The sequence below is a fragment of the Pseudomonas sp. SLFW genome, assembly GCF_009905615.1.
GTDB classification, from domain to species: Bacteria; Pseudomonadota; Gammaproteobacteria; order Pseudomonadales; family Pseudomonadaceae; genus Aquipseudomonas; species Aquipseudomonas bambusae.
Window position 1 is genome coordinate 31033 of sequence record NZ_JAAAKW010000005.1, and the last position, 21366, is coordinate 52398.

General features: G+C 62.3%; 18 protein-coding genes. 10 read left to right on the forward strand and 8 right to left on the reverse strand.

Translation table 11 applies throughout. The features are described 5' to 3' along the window. Positions 1–21 precede the first annotated feature (21 nt). On the reverse strand, positions 22–1083 hold the full coding sequence (locus tag GVN17_RS10560; protein WP_166595209.1) for a patatin-like phospholipase family protein: 1062 nt from the start codon (positions 1081–1083) through the stop codon (positions 22–24). A 189-nt stretch (positions 1084–1272) separates the two neighbouring features. Here GVN17_RS10560 and GVN17_RS10565 point away from each other — a divergent pair, with 189 nt between their 5' ends. The 6 genes from GVN17_RS10565 (at position 1273) to GVN17_RS10590 (ending at position 7469) form a co-directional block, all read left to right on the forward strand. Then, entirely contained in the window at positions 1273–1551 is a 279-nt protein-coding gene (locus GVN17_RS10565) for a hypothetical protein (protein WP_166595210.1), read from the forward strand. Positions 1552–1861: 310 nt separating this feature from the next. Further along, on the forward strand, positions 1862–2779 hold the full coding sequence (locus GVN17_RS10570; RefSeq protein WP_166595211.1) for a MoxR family ATPase: 918 nt from the start codon (positions 1862–1864) through the stop codon (positions 2777–2779). Beyond that, positions 2779–3732, forward strand: coding sequence for a DUF58 domain-containing protein (locus GVN17_RS10575; protein WP_166595212.1), 954 nt, complete (start codon positions 2779–2781; stop codon positions 3730–3732). Before GVN17_RS10570 ends, GVN17_RS10575 begins: the two co-directional genes overlap by 1 nt. Before the next feature lie 25 nt (positions 3733–3757). Next, the gene (locus tag GVN17_RS10580; RefSeq protein ID WP_166595213.1) at positions 3758–5761 is read left to right on the forward strand and encodes a DUF3488 and DUF4129 domain-containing transglutaminase family protein; all 2004 of its coding nucleotides are present in this window, start codon (positions 3758–3760) and stop codon (positions 5759–5761) included. Positions 5762–5795: 34 nt separating this feature from the next. Beyond that, complete coding sequence (locus tag GVN17_RS10585; protein ID WP_166595214.1) at positions 5796–6575, forward strand: CHAD domain-containing protein; 780 nt, start codon at positions 5796–5798, stop codon at positions 6573–6575. Positions 6576–6674: 99 nt separating this feature from the next. Further along, positions 6675–7469: an acyl-CoA thioesterase II gene (locus GVN17_RS10590; RefSeq protein WP_166595215.1), complete on the forward strand. Its 795-nt coding sequence runs from the start codon at positions 6675–6677 to the stop codon at positions 7467–7469. Between the two features lie 33 nt (positions 7470–7502). Here the strand turns inward: GVN17_RS10590 and GVN17_RS10595 are convergent, their stop codons facing one another. The 3 genes from GVN17_RS10595 to GVN17_RS10605 form a co-directional block, all read right to left on the reverse strand. Next, positions 7503–7724, reverse strand: coding sequence for a hypothetical protein (locus GVN17_RS10595; protein ID WP_166595216.1), 222 nt, complete (start codon positions 7722–7724; stop codon positions 7503–7505). A 356-nt stretch (positions 7725–8080) separates the two neighbouring features. Then, positions 8081–9400: a methyl-accepting chemotaxis protein gene (locus GVN17_RS10600; RefSeq protein ID WP_166595217.1), complete on the reverse strand. Its 1320-nt coding sequence runs from the start codon at positions 9398–9400 to the stop codon at positions 8081–8083. 253 nt (positions 9401–9653) lie between these two features. After that, positions 9654–10460 carry a TatD family hydrolase gene (locus GVN17_RS10605; RefSeq protein ID WP_166595218.1) on the reverse strand — a complete coding sequence of 269 codons (807 nt, stop codon included), beginning with the start codon at positions 10458–10460 and terminating at the stop codon, positions 9654–9656. A 187-nt stretch (positions 10461–10647) separates the two neighbouring features. On the opposite strand from GVN17_RS10605, the gene GVN17_RS10610 reads away from it, so the two are divergent. Then, the gene (locus tag GVN17_RS10610; RefSeq protein WP_166595219.1) at positions 10648–12078 is read left to right on the forward strand and encodes a transglycosylase SLT domain-containing protein; all 1431 of its coding nucleotides are present in this window, start codon (positions 10648–10650) and stop codon (positions 12076–12078) included. Between the two features lie 208 nt (positions 12079–12286). Further along, positions 12287–12604, forward strand: coding sequence for a class I SAM-dependent methyltransferase (locus GVN17_RS10615; protein ID WP_166595220.1), 318 nt, complete (start codon positions 12287–12289; stop codon positions 12602–12604). Between the two features lies 1 nt (position 12605). On the opposite strand, the gene GVN17_RS10620 is transcribed toward GVN17_RS10615, so the two are convergent. The 3 genes from GVN17_RS10620 to GVN17_RS10630 all read right to left on the reverse strand — a co-directional run bounded on the left by GVN17_RS10620 (position 12606) and on the right by GVN17_RS10630 (position 16004). Next, positions 12606–13529, reverse strand: coding sequence for a hypothetical protein (locus GVN17_RS10620; protein WP_166595221.1), 924 nt, complete (start codon positions 13527–13529; stop codon positions 12606–12608). A 155-nt stretch (positions 13530–13684) separates the two neighbouring features. Then, on the reverse strand, positions 13685–14701 hold the full coding sequence (locus GVN17_RS10625; RefSeq protein WP_166595222.1) for a zinc-dependent alcohol dehydrogenase family protein: 1017 nt from the start codon (positions 14699–14701) through the stop codon (positions 13685–13687). 400 nt (positions 14702–15101) lie between these two features. Beyond that, entirely contained in the window at positions 15102–16004 is a 903-nt protein-coding gene (locus GVN17_RS10630) for a LysR family transcriptional regulator (protein ID WP_166595223.1), read from the reverse strand. A gap of 99 nt (positions 16005–16103) precedes the next feature. Between GVN17_RS10630 and GVN17_RS10635 the strand changes: the two genes are divergently transcribed. Next, positions 16104–17285: an aspartate aminotransferase family protein gene (locus GVN17_RS10635; RefSeq protein WP_166595224.1), complete on the forward strand. Its 1182-nt coding sequence runs from the start codon at positions 16104–16106 to the stop codon at positions 17283–17285. Positions 17286–17393: 108 nt separating this feature from the next. Here GVN17_RS10635 and GVN17_RS10640 read toward each other — a convergent pair whose 3' ends face one another. After that, positions 17394–18632: a M20/M25/M40 family metallo-hydrolase gene (locus GVN17_RS10640; protein WP_166595225.1), complete on the reverse strand. Its 1239-nt coding sequence runs from the start codon at positions 18630–18632 to the stop codon at positions 17394–17396. A gap of 169 nt (positions 18633–18801) precedes the next feature. On the opposite strand from GVN17_RS10640, the gene GVN17_RS10645 reads away from it, so the two are divergent. Beyond that, positions 18802–21165 (forward strand): DNA polymerase II, encoded by a 2364-nt coding sequence (locus GVN17_RS10645; RefSeq protein WP_166595226.1) that lies wholly within the window; start codon positions 18802–18804, stop codon positions 21163–21165. The last annotated feature ends 201 nt before the right edge of the window (positions 21166–21366 follow it).

Sequence of the window (21366 nt, forward strand, 5' to 3'; positions counted from 1 at the left end):
GGTTTCTGTACACCCTTGCTCTCAATGCTCCCGCTCATACCGATCCAGCGTATCCCGCGCAATCTCCCGTCCCAGTGCGATCAGCTCCGGGGCCTTGTAGAACTCGAAAAACCGGCACACGCGCTTGGGCACGTTGATCAGGATGTCCGGCGGATACCCGGCGATCTTGTACTGCGCCAGGGACGTCTGCATTACTTCGAAACTCTGGTTGATCAAATCGAGCAGGGACGCAGGCCCGACGTTGTCGATGATCACCGAGCCGCTGGCCGACTTCGGAGCGCCCGGTTCGGTCGGCGCGGCGGCGGGTTGCTGGCCTTGGGGATCGGCAGAGTCGGCGTCGTGTTGGCCCAGCCAGGAGTCGGGCAGGGTGGCCGCCGTGGTCTTGAGGCTGTCCTGCTCCAGACGCAACACATCGCCCGCCGCCACGTCCATTTTGCGGCGGAACGGCAGGTGCGAGCCGATGGAGTTGATCAGGGCGTCAAAGCGTTTCTTCACGGCTGGCGGGCGTTCGATCACCGGCAAGTGGTACTGCTTCTGGTTAGTGGAGTTGAGGTTGACCGCCACGATCAGGTCGCAGTGGCTGGACACCACCGGCACGATGGGCAACGGGTTGAGCAGGCCGCCGTCCACCAGCGTGCGATTGCCCTGAACCACCGGGGTAAACAGGCTGGGAATTGCCGCCGACGCACGCATGGCCGAGTGCAGGTTGCCTTCCTGAAACCAGATTTCCTGCTGATTGGTGAGGTCCGTGGCCACGGCCGTGTAGGGAATACGCAGGTCTTCGATGTTGATCTCGCCGACGATCTCGCGAATTTGCCCGAAGACTTTTTCCCCGCGAATCGCCCCCAGCCGGAAACTCACGTCCACCAGCCGCAGCACGTCGAGGTAATCCAGGCTCTCGATCCAGGCTTTGTATTCCGGCAGTTTGCCCGCTGCGTAAATCCCCCCGATCACCGCGCCCATCGAGCAACCGGCGATGCAGGCGATGTCGTAGCCGCGTCGCTCCAGTTCTTCGATCACCCCGATGTGTGCATAGCCTCTGGCGCCCCCGGACCCCAATACCAGCGCGATTCTTTTTTTCATTCGCAGGCTCCCCGTTGCAGTGGCTCTACCCTACGCCCAAGGGTGCTGTTTTTCATCCGGCGCGTGTATAACCGCTACGACAAAAAACAACGGCCGTGCGACCTGTGGTTATGGCACTTTTACATCGCCGCATCGTCAAACCCGCATCGTTGATTCCATTGTTGACTTTCCACCCTTGAGGAACACCCGATGAAAGCCTGGATCTGCCTGCCACTGCTCGCCCTTGTTCTCACAGGCTGCGCGGGGAAAACCGCTTATCGCGACAGTTGCGCGACCAACCTGGACGCTGCCTGGCACGAACTGGACCTCGCCAAAGCCGAAGGTTTTGCCGGGACCGTCAGCTACTCCAAAGCGCTTTCGCTGCTGACCGGCGCCAAGACCCAGCAACAGTTCGAAGCGTTCGAAGGCTGCAACGAGAAAGCCGAGAAAGCGCGTTTCTACATCCGTGAATCCCGCGCCGGGCGATAAGCCTCGCTGTCGGCTGATGCGCCGGCGGACACGCACATCCCCTGTGGGAGCGAATTCATTCGCGAAAGGATTTGGCAGGCACACATCTGCGCCGGATGTACCGCCTTCGCGAATGAATTCGCTCCTACAGGTCCCGGCCTGGCCTGAAAACCTCGCGTCAGAACGCCTGTCCCCGCATCCTCCTCATAAATCCTCCCGATTCCCCTCATCCGCTCTGGCGAAAAGGCCTACGCTGACTTTAAAGTGGCTGCACGTCTGGCATCTGCTGCAGTCCTACTAGCCAAGAGCTGTCGCCTGGGGAGGCTTTCCGATGGGCAGAAAACTGGATGCGTGTCTCAACGCAATCAATGAAGTGGTGTTGGGCAAGGAGCCTCAAGTCCGTCTGGCCCTGACCTGTCTGTTGGGCGGCGGTCATCTGCTGATCGAAGATTTGCCCGGCATGGGCAAGACCACCCTGAGCCACACGCTGGCGCGGGTGCTGGGGTTGAGCTTTCAGCGGATTCAATTCACCTCCGACCTGTTGCCGGGAGACATCCTCGGCACGTCGATTTTCGACCGGGAGACTGGGCAATTCACCTTCCATCCCGGGCCGATCTTCGCCGAACTGGTGCTGGCGGACGAGATCAACCGCGCCACGCCGAAAAGCCAGAGCGCGTTGCTCGAAGCCATGGAAGAAGGGCAGGTGACCATCGAAGGCGCCACCCGGTTGCTGCCTGATCCGTTTTTTGTCATCGCCACGCAAAACCCGTTCAGCCAGGGTGGCACCTTCGCGTTGCCCGAGTCGCAACTGGACCGCTTTCTGATGCGTCTGTCCTTAGGCTATCCGGCGCGCTCGGCTGAAAAAGCCTTGCTGCTGGGCGAATCGCGGCGGGAACTGCTGCCGCGCATCGAGCCGATCCTCGACCACACTGAGCTGGCCATCTTGCAGGAAGAAGCCCGACGGGTGCGAGCCAGCGACGCGCTGGTGGATTACGTGTTGCGGTTGGTGGACGCCACCCGCAGTCAGCCGCAGTTCGCCTATGGCCTGTCGCCCCGGGCGAGCCTGGCGATCCTCTCGGCGGCGCGGGCGTGGGCACTGCTGATCGGGCGCGATTACGTGATACCGGAAGACGTTCAAGCGATCCTGCCCGCAGTGATCGGTCATCGTCTGCGCGACCGCAGCGACCCGACCGGGCACGGCGGCGGGGCGTTGGTTCAATGGCTGCTGCGTGAGGTGCCGGTGCTTTGATGCCCCAATTCAAGCCGTTCTGGCAGCGCTGGGTGGGACGTCGCATCCCCCCGGCTTCGCGGATCGAGCTGAATCACCGTCAGATCTTCATCCTGCCGACCCGGGCGGGGGGCACGTTCATGCTCGTGCTGTTTTTGCTGCTGCTGGTGTCGATCAACTACCAGAACAGCCTCGCCTACGGCCTGACGTTCCTCATGTCGTCGGTGGGCATCCTCGGCATTCTCCATACCTACCGCAATTTCAGCGGGCTGGTGCTCAGCGCGACCCATGCCCGTTCGGTGTTTGTCGGCGAGCCGGTCCAGTTGCGTCTGCGTCTGGAGAGCGCGTCAAACGGTCATCAGGCCATCGCCTTGGGCTGGGACACTGAAAAGCTGGAGCAAACCGATGTCGAGCCTGAACAGCAGGTGGAGGTGGCGCTGACCTTGCCTGCGCTCAATCGCGGCTGGTTGCGGGCACCGCGTCTGCGGGTCGAGAGCGTGTTTCCGCTGGGCATCTTCCGTGCCTGGAGCTGGCTGGACCTGGAGCAGACCGTGTTGATTTACCCGCGCCCGGTGGCGGGCAGCCTGCCATTGCTGCAAGGGGTTCAGCCCCACGCCGACGACGATGGCCAGGCGACCCAGGGGCAGGGGGTTGATGATTATCAAGGCTTGCGCCCCTGGCAGCCCGGGGATTCCATGCGTCGCATGCACTGGAAAGCCTGGTCGCGTGGGCAAGGGTTGATGGTCAAGGAATTCACTGACCTGAGCGGCCACGACCTGTGCCTGGACTTCATGGCCCTGGGCGGCGACATCGAAGAGCGCCTGTCGCGGCTGTGCTATTGGGTGCTGGAGTTGTCCCACCGACAGCAGCCGTTCGCCTTGCGCCTGCCGGGCTTTCTGTCGGCGGTGGACAGCGGCGACGCGCACCGCGAGGCCTGCCTGCGGCAATTGGCGCTGTACGGGGTGCGGGTATGAAACCGAGCCTCAAGGTGGCGTGGGCATGACCTCCGCCAACCTCGCCCAGCCGATTCCTCGGGTCAGCCTCAACTGGTTGCTGATCGCCCAAGCGCTGGTCATCGTGCCGTTTTCGATGCACATCCCCATCGCCTTGGTGGTGCTGTGGCTGGTGTGCAGTTTCTGGCGCATCCAGATTTTTCGCATGCGTGTGCGGATGCCTGGCACATGGGTCAAGTGCGGCCTGCTGGTGGGCACGGCGGGCGGGATTTTTCTGGCGCGGGGCAGTCTGGTCGGGCTGGATGCCGGGGCTGCGCTGCTGATCGCTGCGTTCATCCTCAAGATGCTGGAAATGCAGACCCGGCGGGATGCGCTGGTGCTGATCTTTCTCGGCTTTTTCTGCGTGGCGGTGGGCTACCTGTTCGAAGACGCGCTGCTCTGGGGGCTGTTCACGCTGCTGCCGGTGGCGACGCTGCTGGCGGGGCTGATCGGTTTGCAGCAGTCCAGCCTGTCCAGCAAACCGGCTAGCACCCTGAAACTGGCGGTCAAGCTGCTGTTGCAGGCAGTGCCGCTGATGGTTTTGCTGTTTCTGTTCTTTCCCCGTCTTGACCCTCTGTGGTCACTGCCGCAGCCCAGCAACAAGGGGCTGACAGGGCTTTCCGACACGATGGCGCCGGGGGACGTGGCCGAGCTGAGCCGGTCGGCGGCGCTGGTGTTTCGCGCCAGTTTTGAGGGGCCGGTTCCACCGCGCAATCAGCAGTATTGGCGCGGCCTGACGCTGGAGCAGTTCGACGGGCGTCGCTGGTCGCAGTCGTCCCGCGCGCTGGTGCCGGACGCGCCGGACTGGCAAAAAACCGGTGAAAAAGTCAGCTACAGCGTGGTCATGGAGCCCAGCGGCAAGCCGTGGCTGATGACCTTGGACGTCGGCGAGACCGACCTTGTCGGCGTGCGACAGATGAGCGATTTCCGCTGGCAGCGACGGCGGCCCATCGAGCAGTCGGTGCTGTACAGCGTCAACGCATGGCCCGACGCGGTGCGGGAAACCAGCCTCAGCGACGGGGCGCGCTCCCAGGATTTGCAACTGCCCGCCAAAGGCAATCCTGAGGCCCGGGAATGGGCGGCGGACATGCACCGGCGCCACCCCAAACCTGACGCGCTGGTGGAAAGCCTGCTGGCGTATTTCACCGAACAACCGTTCCGCTACACGCTGAAACCGCCGACCCTCGGGCAGAACGGCATCGACGACTTCCTGTTCGGCAGCCGCGCCGGGTTCTGTGAGCACTACGCGGGGGCCATGACCTTCGTGCTGCGGGCAGCGGGCATTCCGGCGCGTGTGGTCGCGGGCTATCAGGGCGGCGAGCTGAACCCGGATGGCAATTACATCAGCGTCCGCCAGTTTGATGCCCATGCCTGGGTCGAGTATTGGCAGGCGGGTGTCGGCTGGCGCAGCGTCGACCCGACCGCCGCCGTGTCACCCGCGCGGATCGAACAGGGGCTGGAAGCGGCACTCGGCGACGATGAAGAGTTTCTTGCCGATTCGCCAATGTCAGTGCTGCGCTACCGTCACCTGGCCTGGATCAATTCGATTCGCTTGAGTTGGGATAACCTCAACTACGGCTGGCAGCGCTGGGTCCTGGGGTATCAGGGACAGCAGCAATTGCAGGTGCTGGGGCGTTGGTTCTCGGGCTTTCAGGCGCCGGTGTTCGCGGGCGGCGCGCTGGTCATTCTCGGGCTGCTGGCGCTGTGGCTGTTCAAGCCGTGGCGGCGGGAGAGCGATTCGCAACTGCGCCTGTTCAACAGGTTCGAACGTCTGTTGGCGCGGCACGGTCTAAAACGTCAGCCGGGGGAAGGGGCTCGGGCCTTCGCATCCCGCGCCGCCCAGCGCTTCCCGAATCATGCCGAGGCCATCGAAGGGTTCGCTCAGGAATTCGAAGCCCAGCGTTATGCCGGTGTCTCCGGTTCGGTGGGGCACCTGCGTCGGCGTCTCAAACACTTGCGTCGCCGTTTGCCCTGGCGCTTGTCAGCAGTCAAAGACAAGCCGTCGTCATGAAGAACCGTCATCATGAAAAACCAAGGAGTGTTCAATGTCTGCCATGGTCGATCACCTGATCGCCGAGATTCTCAGTCTCAATGTCAAGCTGCTGGCGTGCCATGCCAGGTTGACCGCGTCCACCGACAGCGAAGCGCTGCATGACCTGCGCACCACGGTTCGGCGTCTGCGCAGTGTGCTGCGGCCTTTGCGCGGGTTGCCCGGATTGGACCAGGTCGAAGAAGCCGCCAAGGGCGTCGGTGACCTGACCACGCCGCTGCGTGACATGCAGGTGCTGGCGGCGTTTTTGGTGGAGCAGGGCCAGGATCAGGCGGCGCTCAAACGCACGACGTTTCTGAAAACGGCCTGCCCGCAAGTGGCAACATCCCCGGAATTGAACCGTCTGTTCGGGGTGCTCGATCAACTGCCCGCATTCCTGCGCGCCCAACAGCGGCATGGCTTGCTCAAGAAGCTGCGCCAGCGCATTGAAAAGCGCATGGACAAACAGTGGAAGAAACTGCGCGAAGCCATGGCCGACCCGGCTCACGACCGGCATCGCCTGCGGCTGTTGATCAAGCGCGTGCGCTACGCCGCCGAGGCCTACCCCGAACTCAGTCATCAACCCGACGGCATGCAGAAACGCCTGAAGTCGGCGCAAGGGGCGCTGGGCGACTGGCACGATCACCTGCAATGGCTCGCCCAAGCGGAACACCAGCACGACCTTTCGCCCTGTGTGGCGGGCTGGGAATTGGGCATCCTGCGTGCCGAAGAGAAGTCGGACAAGGCGTTGGACAAGCTCGCCCACGCCTGCTTTGGCGATGCCCCGAGGCATTGATCCCGATCAGGCCGCAGAATTGGCAGTTATGAGCGCTGTTCGGGAAGCAGCGTCTCGCTAAGATCCGGGCATGTTTCCAGTGAACCCCACGGAGTGCCCATGACCTTTTCCGAACTGCTCGACGCCGTTCGCGCCCACCCGCAGGCCGTGACGATTCCGGCGTCCTGGTCCCAGGGGCGCTCCTGTTTCGGCGGCCTGATGGCGGCGCTGCAATTCGAAGCGATGCGCGCCAAAGTGCCCGCCGACCGGCCGGTGCGTTCGCTGGCGATCTGTTTCGTCGGCCCTCCCGCCATTGATGTGCCGATCTCGTTCGAGGTGGAAATCCTGCGCGAAGGCAAGGCGGTCAGTCAGGTGCTCGGGCGGGCGGTGCAGAACGGCGAGACGGTGACCTTGATTCAAGGCAGCTTCGGCGCGTCCCGTGAGTCGTCGATTTCAGTCGCTGCCGAGCCTGCTCCCACGTTGAAACCCGTGGAAGACGTGTCGCCGTTCCCGTTCATTGCCGGCGTGATGCCGGAATATTTGAAATTCATCGAGATGCGTTGGGCGCTGGGTGGCTTTCCGTACAGCGGCACGCCATCGCCAGCAATTGGCGGGTATGCGCGGTTGCGGGACGTGAAGGTCGAGCCGTTGACCGAGGCCCATCTGCTGGCGCTGGTCGACACCTGGCCGCCTGCGGTCTTGCCCCATCTGAGCAAACCGGCACCGGGCAGTTCATTGACCTGGACGATTGAATTCGTGCAGCCGCTCCCGGCCATGACCACCCATGACTGGACGCAATACAAGGCGGTGATCGAGCACGCGCGGGACGGCTACGGCCATGTGGCAGCAGGGTTGTGGACGCCGAGCGGGGAGTTGGTCGCGATCAGCCGTCAGACGGTGACCGTGTTTGGCTGATGGACAAGTGGGGAGGGGTTAGCCCCGAGACCGTTACTGGCCTCGGGTTTTGATCGCTTGCGCGGCAATGAGCCCCAGAATGCCGATGCCCGCCGAGGTGATGCTGGCACTCAGCGCACCGTCGAGCAGCAACAGGCCCGAGACGATCGACAGCGGAAACGCCAGAGACGACAGCACCAGATTCGACGACAGCCCGGACTTATGGGCGCTGGAGAAGAAATCTTCAAGGTGCAGGTTTGCAATGAATTTGGGCATGACGTTGACCTCACAAAGCCTAATAAGAACCGTTTTCGATGGGTTCAGAATAGGCCTGTGAGTGCATCGCGGCGAATCGAGGTTTGCTATGGGCTTCATAGGTGGAATGGAGGAAAGCAATCGACCCCTTTCACCTGCGTCTGTAGCAAGCACCGCGGCGTCCCACAGGGTTCTGCGGCGTGCCCGGTTTTTGCGAATAATCCCGTCTGCGGTTTCACATGCGCCTCTAGCAAGCACGGCGGTGTCCCCACTGTGGGAGCGAATTCATTCGCGAAAGGATTTGGCAGGCGACACATCTGTGCGGGATGTACCGCCTTCGCGAATGAATTCGCTCCCACAGGGATCTCCATCGGTTTTCAACCCCGTAATTTCAACTGCCCGATCGCCGTATTCAGCTCACCCGCCAGGGTCGCCAGTTCATCACTGGTACTCGCTGAATCCACGGTCTGGCGCACGGTGCGTTCGGTGACGTCGCGGATGCTGACCACTGCCCGGTTCATCTCTTCCGCGACCTGACTCTGCTGCTGTGCCGCGACGGCAATCTGCGTGTTGCTTTCGCGCATCTGGGCGACGGCATCGGCGATGGCCGTCAGGGCTTCACCGGCTTCCTGAGCGTGCTGCACGCAGTCATCGGCCTTGTACGAACTCTCCTGCATGAAATCCACCGCATCGCGGGTGCCCGCCTGCAACGCGGCAACCATGGTGGTGATTTCGTCGGTGGAGGTCTGTACGCGCTTGGCAAGGTTGCGCACTTCGTCGGCGACCACCGCAAAACCGCGGCCCATTTCCCCAGCCCGGGCCGCTTCGATGGCGGCGTTCAGGGCCAACAGGTTGGTCTGCTCGGCGATGCTGTGGATCACGTTGACCACGCCGTTGATCTTCTGGCTGTCTTCGGCCAGGCGCTGAATCATTCCTGCCGTTTGCTGTACGCCGCTGGACAGCCCGGCAATCGAACTCTGCACCCGGTCCACCACGGCCTTGCCGCTACCCGCCAGCGCGTCGGCGCTTTGCGATTGGTCGCGGGTGGCGTTGGCGTGTTGCGCGATGTGATAGACCGTGGCGGTCATTTCGTTGATCGCGGTGGCGACTTGGTCGGTTTCGCTTTGCTGGCCGAGCATGCCTTCGCGCACATCGCTCATGCCGGTCGCCAAATGCACCGCGCCCTGATCCAGCCGCGCCGCCGACTGCGCGACAGTGCCGACGATGCGCTGATACCCGGCCTGCATGGCGTTGAACGCCTTGGCCATTTGCCCGACTTCATCTTCGCCCGTGAGAGGCACACGCGCCGACAGATCGCCGCTGCGCTCAACGTGCAGCATCACGTCCTTGAGGGTGTTGAGGTGGGTCAGCAGGAAGCGGATCAACAACTGCGAGGCGCTGAGCATGGCGAGCATCAGCACCAGCACGGCCACCGCGTATTCGGTGAAATGTTCGGCCAGCAGGTCGTTGAGCCCCGGCACCGCGGGGAGCGGTGGGGGCGTGGGCGCCGGTTGCCCGGCAGGCCAGGCGGCCAACAATTGCGCCTGAGCCTGGACCGCAACTCGGGCGTCCTCGGCGCGGCTGTGCTGTTCCAGGTTCAGTGCATAAAGCACCAGCAGCAAGGTGGTGATGAACGCGACGGCGTTGACCGCCCAGAATTTGTATTTCAGCGAGATGTTGCTCAACCAGCGGCCCATGAGGAAGCTCTTCTGTGATTGCACGTGATAAGGCAAGGTGCCATCAGTTTCCCAGCTGCGCATGACAGATGTGTTGATCTGTATCAATTCCTCCGGTTGCCTGTTCGGCAAACCGGCCTCCAGGCGCAGATCCCCCTGTGGGAGCGAATTCATTCGCGGAAGGATTTGGCGGCGACACATCTGCGTCGGATGTACCGCCTTCGCGAATGAATTCGCTCCCACAGGGTTTTGCTCGGTGCATGACCCGAGGGTGTCAATCAATCACAGGCAGCGAAAAGAATGCGCGGGCGCAGGCCGTGGTGTGGGCAGCGAGGTCTTCCGGGGTTTCGCCCCGGTGCAAGGCCACTTCCCGAAGCACTTCCGGCAGGTACGCCGGTTCGTTGCGGCCGTTTTTCGGTTTGGGCCGCAGGGTGCGCGGCAGCAGATATGGCGCGTCGCTTTCCAGCATCAGGCGGCCTTGCGGAATTTCGCGCACCAGTGGGTGCAGGTGGGTGCCCCGGCGTTCGTCGCAGATCCACCCGGTGATGCCGATGTGCAGGTCCATGTCCAGATAATTGAACAGCGCGCGTTTTTCGCCGGTGAAGCAATGCACCACTGCGCCGGGCAGGTGATCGCGGTACTCGCGCAAGATCGCCAGCAACCGTTCGTCGGCATCACGCTCATGAAGAAAGACCGGCATGTTCAAGGCCACGGCCAGCGCCAGATGGGCTTCCAGGACCTTTTCCTGTTGCGGGCGAGGGGAGAAGTCACGGTTGAAATCCAGCCCGCATTCACCCACCGCGCACACCGAATTTTCTTTCAGGAGGGCGTGCAACTGTTTTTCAGTGTCCAGTGTCCAATCGCTCGCCGAATGGGGGTGAACCCCGGCGGTGCTGAACAATCGCTGGCCGCTTTCGTCCAGTTGGCGACACATCTGCAAGGCCTGTTCGCTGCCCTCGACGCTGGTACCGGTGAGGATCAATTGACCCACGTTGGCAGCGTAGGCGCGGTCGAGAACGTCGCGTTCCTTCAAGGCAAAGCTTGGATTGGTAAGATTGACGCCGATGTCGATTAGTTGCATGGTTCACCTCAGGCCGGAGGCCGAGAAGAATACCAGAGCGATTGAAGCCATAAAAAATCAAGCAGACTCAACTGCTTGGCATGATTAGACCCCTGTGATGTTGCCAGCTCAGGCGCACGCCTGAGGCGAACGCAGCTGCCCGACACAGACTTCAAGCCCGTTTTTTCGGCATTTTCCCGGAGCGTCAATGATCCGAGCCTCATTCATTTCGCTGTGCCTGCTGCTCGTCAGCCACTCGGCATCCGCCCAGGCCTCGACCCGCCCGGCAGGGCCGCCGGTCATCGTCAAGAAAACCCAGATTCGCGATCTGTCGGCCATTCGCAGCAGCAAAGTCCTGCGCGTGCTCGTCAATCAGAGCCGCAACAGCTCCGGTGAAGTGCAGGGTGAGCCGATTGGCGTCGAATACCGCCGCTTGCAAGCCTTCGAAAAATACCTCAACGGCCACGCCCGCGACGGCCAGAAAGTCTCGATCAAACTGATCCCCAAAGCCAAGGACCAACTGCTCGCTGCGCTGCAACGGGGCGACGGGGACATGGTAGCGCCTGGCGAACTGCTCGACGCCAGTGCCGCCCATTACGTCGATGCGACCGAACCGGTGGTGAGCCATGTGCCGCTGGTGGTGGTCGGTGTGCGGGGCGAGCGGGTGTTCAAGCGCCCCGAGCAACTGTCCGGCCGGACGGTCATGCTGACCAACGGCAGCGCTGCCGACGAAGCCCTCGTGCAACTGAACCAGAAGCTGGCCCTGCGCAAATTGCCGCCGGTGAAAATCGAATGGGTCGATCCCAGCCTTGCCGTCGAAGACGTGCTGGAAATGGTGCAGGCCGGGATTTATCACCTGACCGTGGTCGAACAGCCGATTGCCGAGCGCTGGGCGCGGGTGATGCCCAAACTGCGTGTCGATCGTGGGTTGTCGCTGAGCGATCCGGGGGACATGAGCTGGTTCGTGCGCAAGGACGCGGTGATGCTCCACGCCACGGTGGACCGTTTCCTCGAAACCTATGAACCGCCCGCCAATCAAGACGCCGCGTTCCAGAAGGCTTACAAGGACTTGTACCGCGTTCACTATCCGCTGGCCCGTGAAGACCGCCAGCGTCTGGAAAAACTGCGTCCGACCCTGCAACGCCACGCCGACGCGCAGAAAATGGACTGGCTGGACCTGGCAGCGCTGGCGTTCAAGGAATCCCAGCTCAACCCGAGCGCCAAGGGCGGCAGCGGTGCGACGGGCTTGCTGCAAATCACCCCGTCAGCAGCGCAGCGGGTCGGCGTGGGCAATATCCACGACGTCGACGGCAACGTGCAGGCCGCGAGCAAATATCTGGCGATGATTCGTCACAAGTTCTTTGCCAGCCCGAAGATCAACGAACGCGAGCGCATGGCATTTACCCTGGCCGCCTACAACCTGGGTCCGGAGCGGGTTCAAGCGATGCGCACCGAAGCGAAGCGTCAGGGCCTGAACCCCAATCAGTGGTTCTTTCAGGTGGAGCGGGTGGCGATGGAGCAGGTGGGGATGAACGTGGTGACCTACGTCAACAGCGTGAACAAGTACTACCTCGCTTACGATAAGGAACGCAGTTCGCTGGAGAGCCCGTCGCCGCGCAAGGTGGCGATCCGCGAATGAATGTTCCCGAAACAATCGACAAAGCCTGGCACACTCAATTGACAATCCCCGTGCGGCTTCTCTAGGATGCCGCTCATGCGCCGATTTAAACAGCTACTTGCGGGGCGCCGGGTGTCGTGAACAACGACATCGAAATACCGCTAAAGCGCTGGTTCGGTGTTGCCTCTCACCGCTGCCCAGCGGAACACTGAGGCAGAGAAACGACACTATGAGCAGCACTTCCAGCCCCCGCCCCCTCGTTCGCTTGGCGCCCATCGGCAGCCAGTTCAGCCGTCGCAATCCGAAAATCCTGCTGGGCGGTTCGCACCAGCCCACGCTGTTGCGCTACCTTGATGGCTGGCCCCGTCGCCAGCACGGCCCCCACGCTTTTCTCATTCAATTCATCGACCTGCACGACACTCTTGAGCGGTTTGGCAACGACCAGTTCGACCTGGCCGTCATTCAGTCGCCGACCGCCGAAGCCGCTGCAGGGGTGATCCGCCATCTGACGCGCATTGCACGGCAAGGGCTGATCACCCGCACCTGAATCAGCGTTTCAGGGGTTGCAACTCCTCACGGGGATGGCTCAGTTTGCGCCCGCCACGAATGGCGTTGGCGTGCCGGCAGTTAGCGACCAGCCGACTGCGCGATGTCCAGTCCGTATTAATGATGTAGAAGTTCTGGATGTAACTGTTCTCGTCGACTGACTCGAACCACTCATCGACCTTGTGGCTCAGGTCGGTCGGCGCGTGGAGCGGTAGAGAATATTTGGCGCATTGCACGGCGCGCAGCTGCTCGATGCGTTTGTGTTCCCCTGCCACTTGGTCCACGAAGGCCTTGAGCGTGTTGGTGTTAAACAGGTTTTCGCCCGGCCAGCGCTGGCTCACACCATCCCAGCCTTCATCGGACACACTGCCGTGGTTGTAGGCGACGACGACATTACGACCAGGGTGCTGCGCCCAGAGGTGTTCCAGCGCCCAGCCGCGCAGGCGATCCGGTATGACGCGAGCGCCCAGTTCGTTGAAGACCATGGCTTGCAGCTGGGCATGAGCCCGATCAGTGAAACCGTCGAACTGGTGGAAGTCGAGAATGACGATTTCCCGTGCCGGTTCACCCGAGCTTTCCAGCTCTGCGAAGAACTTGCGAATGGCTTCGACGATGTCAATGGCGACGGTTCGGCCAGAGGAGGTGAGGTGGAATAGCTGGAAGCGGTTGGGGTCGCCTTCGACGTAGCCTTCCTTGAAGGTGACGCGCAGGTCGAGCACGCGAATGCCTTGGCGCAGTTGTTCCAGCGGCGATTCGTCCTGTGCGTATTCCTGGGGCACGCCCAGATTGGGCGATTGTTTGTCGCTGCCGGAATTGTGAGCGCCCGGCAGGATCAGTTCATCGATGCGCAGTTGCTCGATGTCAGGGGTTTCGGCGATCCAGCTGAGGTGAGCGGGCGCGCCTGCGTGGCGTTGAGTGCGGTTCATGGTGTCAGTCCTTGACGTGGTAAAAGACGGCTGCTGTTCTGGGCCGCCCGGGCGTGTACTTGCCCTTGGAATCGGTCAAAAGACTTGCCTGCTTTTGGCCTTTGGTCAACCGAACGGCCTCAGGGCAAGCGTGACCTGATGTGTTGCGGATGCGTTTACTTGACCAGCAACACCACGCGGCCCCGCACCGGGTCTTCATCCAGATGGTTGTGCGCCTTGCCGAACTGTTCGAACGGCCAGGTGCGATGAATGTCAGGCTTGAGCTGCCCGTTGACGGTCAGTTCATTGATGACCTCAAGAGCGCGTTTCATCGCCGCGCTGTCCTGTTCGATCCCCAACTCCGCTTTACCGGTGAAGTTTTCCAGGCAGTGCACGAAGAAGCGCATGTTCTTCTTGAACGCCTGCAGGGCCGGGAACGGCGTGCGGTTGCCACCGCGCAGGCCGTACAGCACCAGGCTGCCCCGCGGCGCAAGAACGTCACCCAGCATCGACATCTGCATGCCGCCGAAACCGTCAAACACGGCTTCGATGCCTTGGCCCTGGGTCAGGGCGTCGATGCGCAGACAGATGTCGTCCTCGTCGGTTACGATCACTCGTTCAGCACCGTTGGCGAGCAGGTATTCGCGGTCTTCGGCGTGCTGAGTGGCCGCAATCACCCGCAGGCCGAGTGCCTTGCCCAACTGTACGAACGCGATGCCGGGGCTGTAGGCCGCATCAGTGACCAGCACGGTCTGACCCGCCTGAACATGGGCCAGGTCGACAAGGGCGAAGTAGGCCAGCAGCATGGGCGTGTAGTGAACGCTGGCTTCCACCGGCGTCAATACGTCGGGGTAGCGGACCAGAGCGTTGCGCGGCACCAGCACGTGGTCGCCACACACCGGGTAGTCGTTGGCGCTCATCGCCTTGAAGCTGGCGACCTTGTCGCCGACTTTCAGATCGGTGACGTCCGGGCCCACAGCCTCGACGATACCGGCCATTTCGCTGCCAATGCCCGCAGGCAATTGAACGGGGGCGAGGGCCAGGTTCTGCCGCCACAACACATCGTCCCAGCTGATGCCGATGGCTTCGGCACGAACCAGCACTTCCTGTGGGCCGGGTGACCGGTCAGGCTGCTCCTCGCAACTGAGCACATCGGCTTTGCCGAAGCGATGAAATTTGATGGCGCGGGACATTTCCAACCTCGACTCATTTGATTAGGGTTGTAATGACTTTACGGAGGTAGGGCTTTATCGACTATTTCTGTCTGTCGATACCGGACATGCCCGTTATCAATTGGGGTTTTTGGAACTCTTGGCACCAGCGTCCACATAACGCGTTTTTCGCGGCGCCTGTCGTGTCAGAGTGAGGTGGCGGACGGCATCCCTCGCGCTGCCAGGGGCATCCCCCTGCACGCCGCACACCTTGTGGGAGACGCCGGAGGTACGACGGCAGCGACAGCGTCGGGTCAGGGTTGAATGCATCCGCTGACCCACCGCCTTCGCGGCCGTCGCACAGCTCCGGCTGCTCCCACAGGTTTGGTGTCGGTCGCGGACCTTGAGCCACCCCCGCTGCGGCCTGCCCGGCGGCAGCTTTTCATTTCCCCCACGCCGCCAGGGCGCTCTCGACGAAATGCCTGACCTTGGGGAGTCGATAGCGGTCCTGGGGGTACATCAGCCACATCGGGCGGCTCGGTGGCGTGTAGGCCTGCAATAACGGAATCAGGGTGCCGGCCTTCAAATCTTCGCTGATCAGCACGTCCGGCAGCATCGCCACGCCCATGCCCGCCAGCGCCGCCTGACGCAGGGCGGGGGAGCTGTTGACGATCATCGGGCCGGACACCGGAATTTCCATCACGCCTTCAGGCCCTGTCAGCTTCCACAGCTTGTCGGCGGCGCGCCAGTCGTCGCCAGCGGGGTAGGCGAACGCCAGGCAGTTGTGATCGCGCAGGTCGTCTGCCGTGTGCGGCGTGCCACGGCGGTTCAGGTAATCCTGCGACGCGCAGATGGTCAGGGTGTAGTCGCGCAGGGGGCGGGCGATCAAGGCCGATGACTCGGGGACGCCCAAGCGGATCGCGGCGTCGAACCCGTGCTCGACCAGGTCCATCAACTGGTTGCTCAACACCAGTTCGACCTTGATTTCCGGGTAGCGCTGGGTGAACGCACTGAGCATCGGCGACAGCCGCTCCGCGCCGAATGCCGGGGCTGCCGTGAGGCGCAACGTGCCGCTGGGCTGGGTCTGCACGTGTTCGGCCATGCGCTCGGAGTCATTGACCAGCCCCAGCACCTCGACACAACGGCGGTAATACTGAATGCCGAATTCCGTCAGGTTCTGGCGACGGGTCGTACGCTGCAACAGGCTGACGCCCAGACGTTGCTCCAGCGCCTTGAGGTGATTGCCTACCATGGTCGTCGACATTTCGCACTGGCGGGCGGCGGCGGTCATGCTGCCGGTCTCCACCACTTTCACGAACACGGTCATCGCCTGGAACACGTCCATTATCAAGTCCTGCTTAAAAGTCACTCAAGAATGTCGATCTTTATACAGGAAAACGGGTTAACGATACTGGCGTCACACACCACTGCTGGAGCGAAACCCATGACCGCCGCCTGCCTGATGAACACTTACAAATCGATGCCCTTGAGTTTCGTCAGAGGCGAAGGCGCGCAACTCTGGGACGACACCGGTCGCCAATACCTCGATGCCGTGGCGGGCGTCGCCGTGACCAACGTCGGCCACAGCCATCCGCAGATCGTCGCGGCCATCACCGAGCAGGCGGGTTTGCTGCTGCACACCTCCAACCATTACCGCATCGACTGGCAGCAGCAACTGGCGGCCAGACTGACTCAGCTATCCGGGCTGGATCAGGCGTTCTTCAATAACTCCGGCGCTGAAGCCAATGAAACCGCGCTCAAGCTGGCGCGGCTGTATGGCTGGGCCAAGGGCATCGAGCAACCGCTGGTGTTGGTGATGGACAACGCGTTTCATGGCCGCACGCTCGGGACGTTATCGGCCAGTGACAACGGTACGGCGCGGCTGGGGTATCAGCCGATGTCCGGGGAATTCATCAAGGTGCCGTTCGGCGACATGGGCGCGATCAAACAGGCCGCCGCAACCTATGGCGAACGGATCGTCGCAGTAATGCTGGAACCGGTGCAGGGCGAGGGCGGCGTGGCCGTGCCGCCGCCGGGTTATCTGAAAGCCGTGCGGGCCCATTGCACGCAGAACGCCTGGCTGATGATCCTCGACGAAATTCAGACCGGCATCGGGCGGACCGGGCGCTGGTTCGCTTACCAACACGACGGCATCGTTCCGGATGTCGTGACACTGGCGAAAGCGCTGGGCAATGGCATCCCCGTTGGCGCCTGCCTCGCGACCACGGCCGTCGCCCGGCTGTTCACCCCGGGCAGCCACGGCAGCACCTTCGGCGGCAACCCGCTGGCGTGCCGGGTCGGCTGCACGGTGCTGGACATCATCGAACGAGAAGGCCTGCTCAACAACGCGGCCGGGCAGGGCGAACGGCTGCTGACCCTGCTGCGCGATGCCTTGGCCGGGCACCCGAACGTGGTGCAGGTGCGCGGGATGGGGTTGATGGTGGGCATCGAGTTGAAGGCACCCGTGCGGGATTTGTGCCTGATGGTGGCGCAGGAATATGGCGTGTTGATCAACGTGACGCGGGGCCAGACCATTCGGTTGCTGCCTCCGTTGATCATTGATGAGGTCGATGTGGAGCGGATCGTGGTGGCGGTGGTGGGCGCATTGGCAAATAAGCCGATGTGAACGTCCTGTAGCCGCACGGCTTGCTGGCGGTGGCGATCCCATGTCCGTCACCGCCGGCGAGCCAAACCGCTACAGGGATCGAGGCGATCACCTGACCTGCGGCACGATTTATTTCTCCGCCGACAACGTCATGATCATCGCCGCCGACAGGTACAGTCTTGGCGCGATGCTGGTCAGGTCGGAATACTCGTCGTCCGCATGCAGCCCGGCGCCGACGACGCCCAAGGTTTCCAGCACGGCAGGCTTCTGGTTGTCCGGGACGTAGGCGTAACCGGCATCGGTGCCGAAGCGCATGGCGATGGGTTCGATGGAGCGACCGATCTTGCCGTACAGCGCCTGTGCGGTTTTGGCGAGGTCTTCGCTGGCGGGGTTTTTCACTAGGGGTGGACGGCCTTTTTCGAGGCGGAAGGTGACCTCGGTCCCGTCGATCAGCTTGTCTTTCACGATGCGTTCACCGTCGGCCTGCACCCGGTCCGATTCACTCAGGTCCGAATAACGCATGTCACCCTCGGCCGAGGCGCTGGAAGGAATAATGTTGCGCTTTTCGCCACCCTTGATCAGCGTCCAGTTCACGGTCGTGCCCTTGGCCGGGTCGCCCAGGTCCTTGAGTTGAACCAGTTGGTGGGCCAACTCCATCGCCGCGTTGCGGCCCGCTTCAGGCGCCGATCCTGCGTGGGACGACTTGCCCTTGACGTCGACGAACACCCCGTTGATGCCGTTGGTGGCGACGGTCACGGCGTCCTTGTCCGGCGGCTCGTACGAGAACACGTAGTCGTGCTTGCGCGCGAGGTCGGCGATCAGTTTTTTCGAGCCTGCCGAGCCGGTTTCTTCATCGGGGTTAAACAGCACGGTAATCGTGCCGAAACCTTTGAATTTTTGATCTTGCAGCAGTTTCAGCGTGTGCAGGACCATCGCCACGCCACCCTTGGCATCCGCCACGCCCGGCCCGTAGGCCCGGTCGCCGTCGATGCGGAACGGGCGCTTGGCCGCAGTGCCCGGCCCGAACACGGTGTCGTAGTGAATCATCAGCAGAAAAGTCTTGCTGCCGGTGCCTTTGATCGTGCCGACGATGTTGTCCCCGGCGGAAGGGGTGGCCGGGGTTGTCTCGACCGTGGCGCCCAACGCTTTGAGCCGGTCCACCAACACCGCGCTGACGGTTTTCAGCCCCGGCGCCTGGCCGGTGCCGGTGTCGATGTCCACCAATTGCTTGACGGTGGCCAGGTAAGGCTTCTGTTCAGCCTCGGCTTTTTTCAGCAGTTGATCGGGCGGCAGGTCGGCCGCGAAGGCCATGGAGCAAAGCAGCGAGGCGGCTACGGCGGTCGCCAGGGAGGTGCGTCGAACGAGCATGCTGGATCCCTCAGATGATGTGCGAGTCTCGTAGGGTCTGATCACCCATGGTTCGGCATTGTTCCCCTCGAATGAATGGATGAGCCGTGAAGGGGCGTGTACGACGCGCTTTCCCACACCGATCCCCGTAGAATCCCACCTCGGCACGTGAGTTTTCGAGGTTGCAGCGGTGGATTTACAGCAGGGCTTCGTCCTGACCCGGCATTGGCGCGACACGGACGCAGGGACGGAGGTGGACGTCTGGTTGGCCACCGACGACGGCCCGCGTCACTTGCGCTTGCCCCTTCAAACTTCCACGGCGTTCATTCCGGAACAGCACCGGGCGAGGGCCGAGGCGGTGTTGCGGCAGGAACAGGGCGTCGAGCTCAAGCCATTGCAGCTCTGCGATTTTCGTCACCGTCCGGTGCTGGGCCTTTACACACAGCACCATCGCCAATTGATGGGGTTGGAGAAAGCGCTGCGTCAGGCCAGTGTCGACGTCTACGAAGCCGACATTCGACCGCCCGAGCGCTACCTGATGGAGCGTTTCATCACCGCGCCGGTGCAGTTCAGCGGCACCCTTGATGCCGACGGTATCTGGCAGAACGCGCAACTCAAACCCGATCCTCACTATCGCCCGCGCCTGAAACTGGTGTCTTTGGACATCGAAACCACCGAGCGCGGGGAGCTGTATTCCATCGGACTGGAAGGCTGCGGCGAGCGGCAGGTGTACATGCTTGGCCCGCCCAATGGCGATGATTCCATCGTCGATTTCAAACTCGATTATTGCGACAGTCGCGCGCAGTTGCTGGAACGGCTCAATGACTGGATGGCCTTGCACGACCCCGACGCGATCATCGGCTGGAACGTCGTGCAATTCGATTTGCGCGTGTTGCACGAACACTCCCGGCGCCTCAACGTGCCGCTACGTCTGGGGCGCGACGGCGAGGCCATGGGCTGGCGTGAACATGGCGCGCGCAACAGCCATTTCTTCGCCTCGGCGGCGGGGCGCCTGATCATCGACGGGATCGAGGGCCTGCGCTCGGCGACCTGGAATTTCCCGTCGTTCAGCCTGGAAAACGTGTCGCAGACCCTGCTCGGTGAGGGCAAGGCCATCGACACGCCTTACCAGCGCATGGACGAAATCAACCGCATGTTCGCCGAGGACAAGCCCGCGCTGGCGCGCTACAACCTCAAGGATTGCGAGCTGGTGACGCGGATTTTCGAAAAGACCGAGCTGCTGACCTTCCTGCTCGAACGCGCCACCGTCACCGGTTTGCCTGCCGACCGCAGCGGGGGTTCGGTCGCGGCGTTCGAGCATCTGTACATGCCGTTGATGCACCGGCAGGGTTTCGTCGCGCCGAACCTCGGTGAACGCATGCCGGAAGCCAGCCCCGGCGGATTCGTCATGGATTCTCGCCCCGGCCTGTACGAGTCGGTGCTGGTGCTGGACTACAAGAGCCTTTACCCGTCGATCATTCGCAGTTTTCTCATCGACCCGGTGGGTCTGATCGAAGGCCTGAAACACCCCGAGGACAGCGAGTCGGTGGACGGCTTTCGCGGCGGGCGTTTCTCCCGCACGCGGCATTGCCTGCCCTCTATCGTCGCGCGGGTAGCCGAGGGCCGCGAGGTGGCCAAACGCGAGCGTAACGCGCCGCTGTCCCAGGCCCTGAAAATCATCATGAACGCCTTCTACGGCGTGCTCGGTTCCAGCGGCTGCCGCTTCTTCGACACCCGGCTCGCGTCGTCCATCACGATGCGCGGCCATCAGATCATGCGCCGGACCCGCGAACTCATCGAAGCCCAAGGCTACGAGGTGATCTACGGCGACACCGACTCGACCTTCGTCTGGCTCAAACGACGCCACGGTCAGGAAGAAGCGGCGCAGATCGGCAACGCGCTGGTCAAGGGCGTCAACGACTGGTGGCGCGAGCATCTCCAGGCGGAATACGGGCTGGAAAGCGCCCTTGAATTGCAATTCGAAACCCACTTCAAACGCTTCCTGATGCCGACCATTCGTGGCGCGGATGAGGGCAGTAAAAAGCGTTACGCCGGGCTGGTCACCCGCGCCAATGGCGAAGACGAGATGGTCTACAAAGGCCTGGAAGTGGTGCGCACCGATTGGTCGCCGCTGGCCCAGACCTTCCAGAAAGAACTCTATCTGCGCATCTTCAACAGCCGGCCGTTCGACGACTATGTGCGTGATTACGTGCGTCGCACCCTCGCCGGGGAGCTGGATGACCAGTTGATCTACCGCAAACGCCTGCGCCGCCCGCTGGACGACTACGAACGTAACGTCCCGCCCCACGTCCGCGCCGCCCGCCTGGCCGATGAATACAACCGTCAGCAGGGGCGCCCGTTGCAATACCAGAACCGGGGCTGGATCAGCTACGTCATCACCCTGGCAGGGCCGGAGCCGCTGGAAGTGCGGACGGCGCCGATCGACTACGACCACTACATCACCCGACAGCTGCAACCGATTGCGGATGCGATTTTGCCGTTCGTGCAGGAAGATTTCGCGACATTGGTTGGGGGGCAAATGGGGTTGTTTTGAACCTGGAGGGCCGTTGAAAGCCAAGGTTTCCGGTCTGATATGACGAGACCCACAATCAGCCCGCCTTTCATCGCCCTCAAAAAGCAAGCGCTTGCGTGAAACGATTCAGCTGTTCTAGAGTGTTTCAACGTTATTCCCGAGCGCCACCCGAGAACGAGGTGGATCGCCGATAAGAACAAGAAACCTCGGAGAGACCCATGA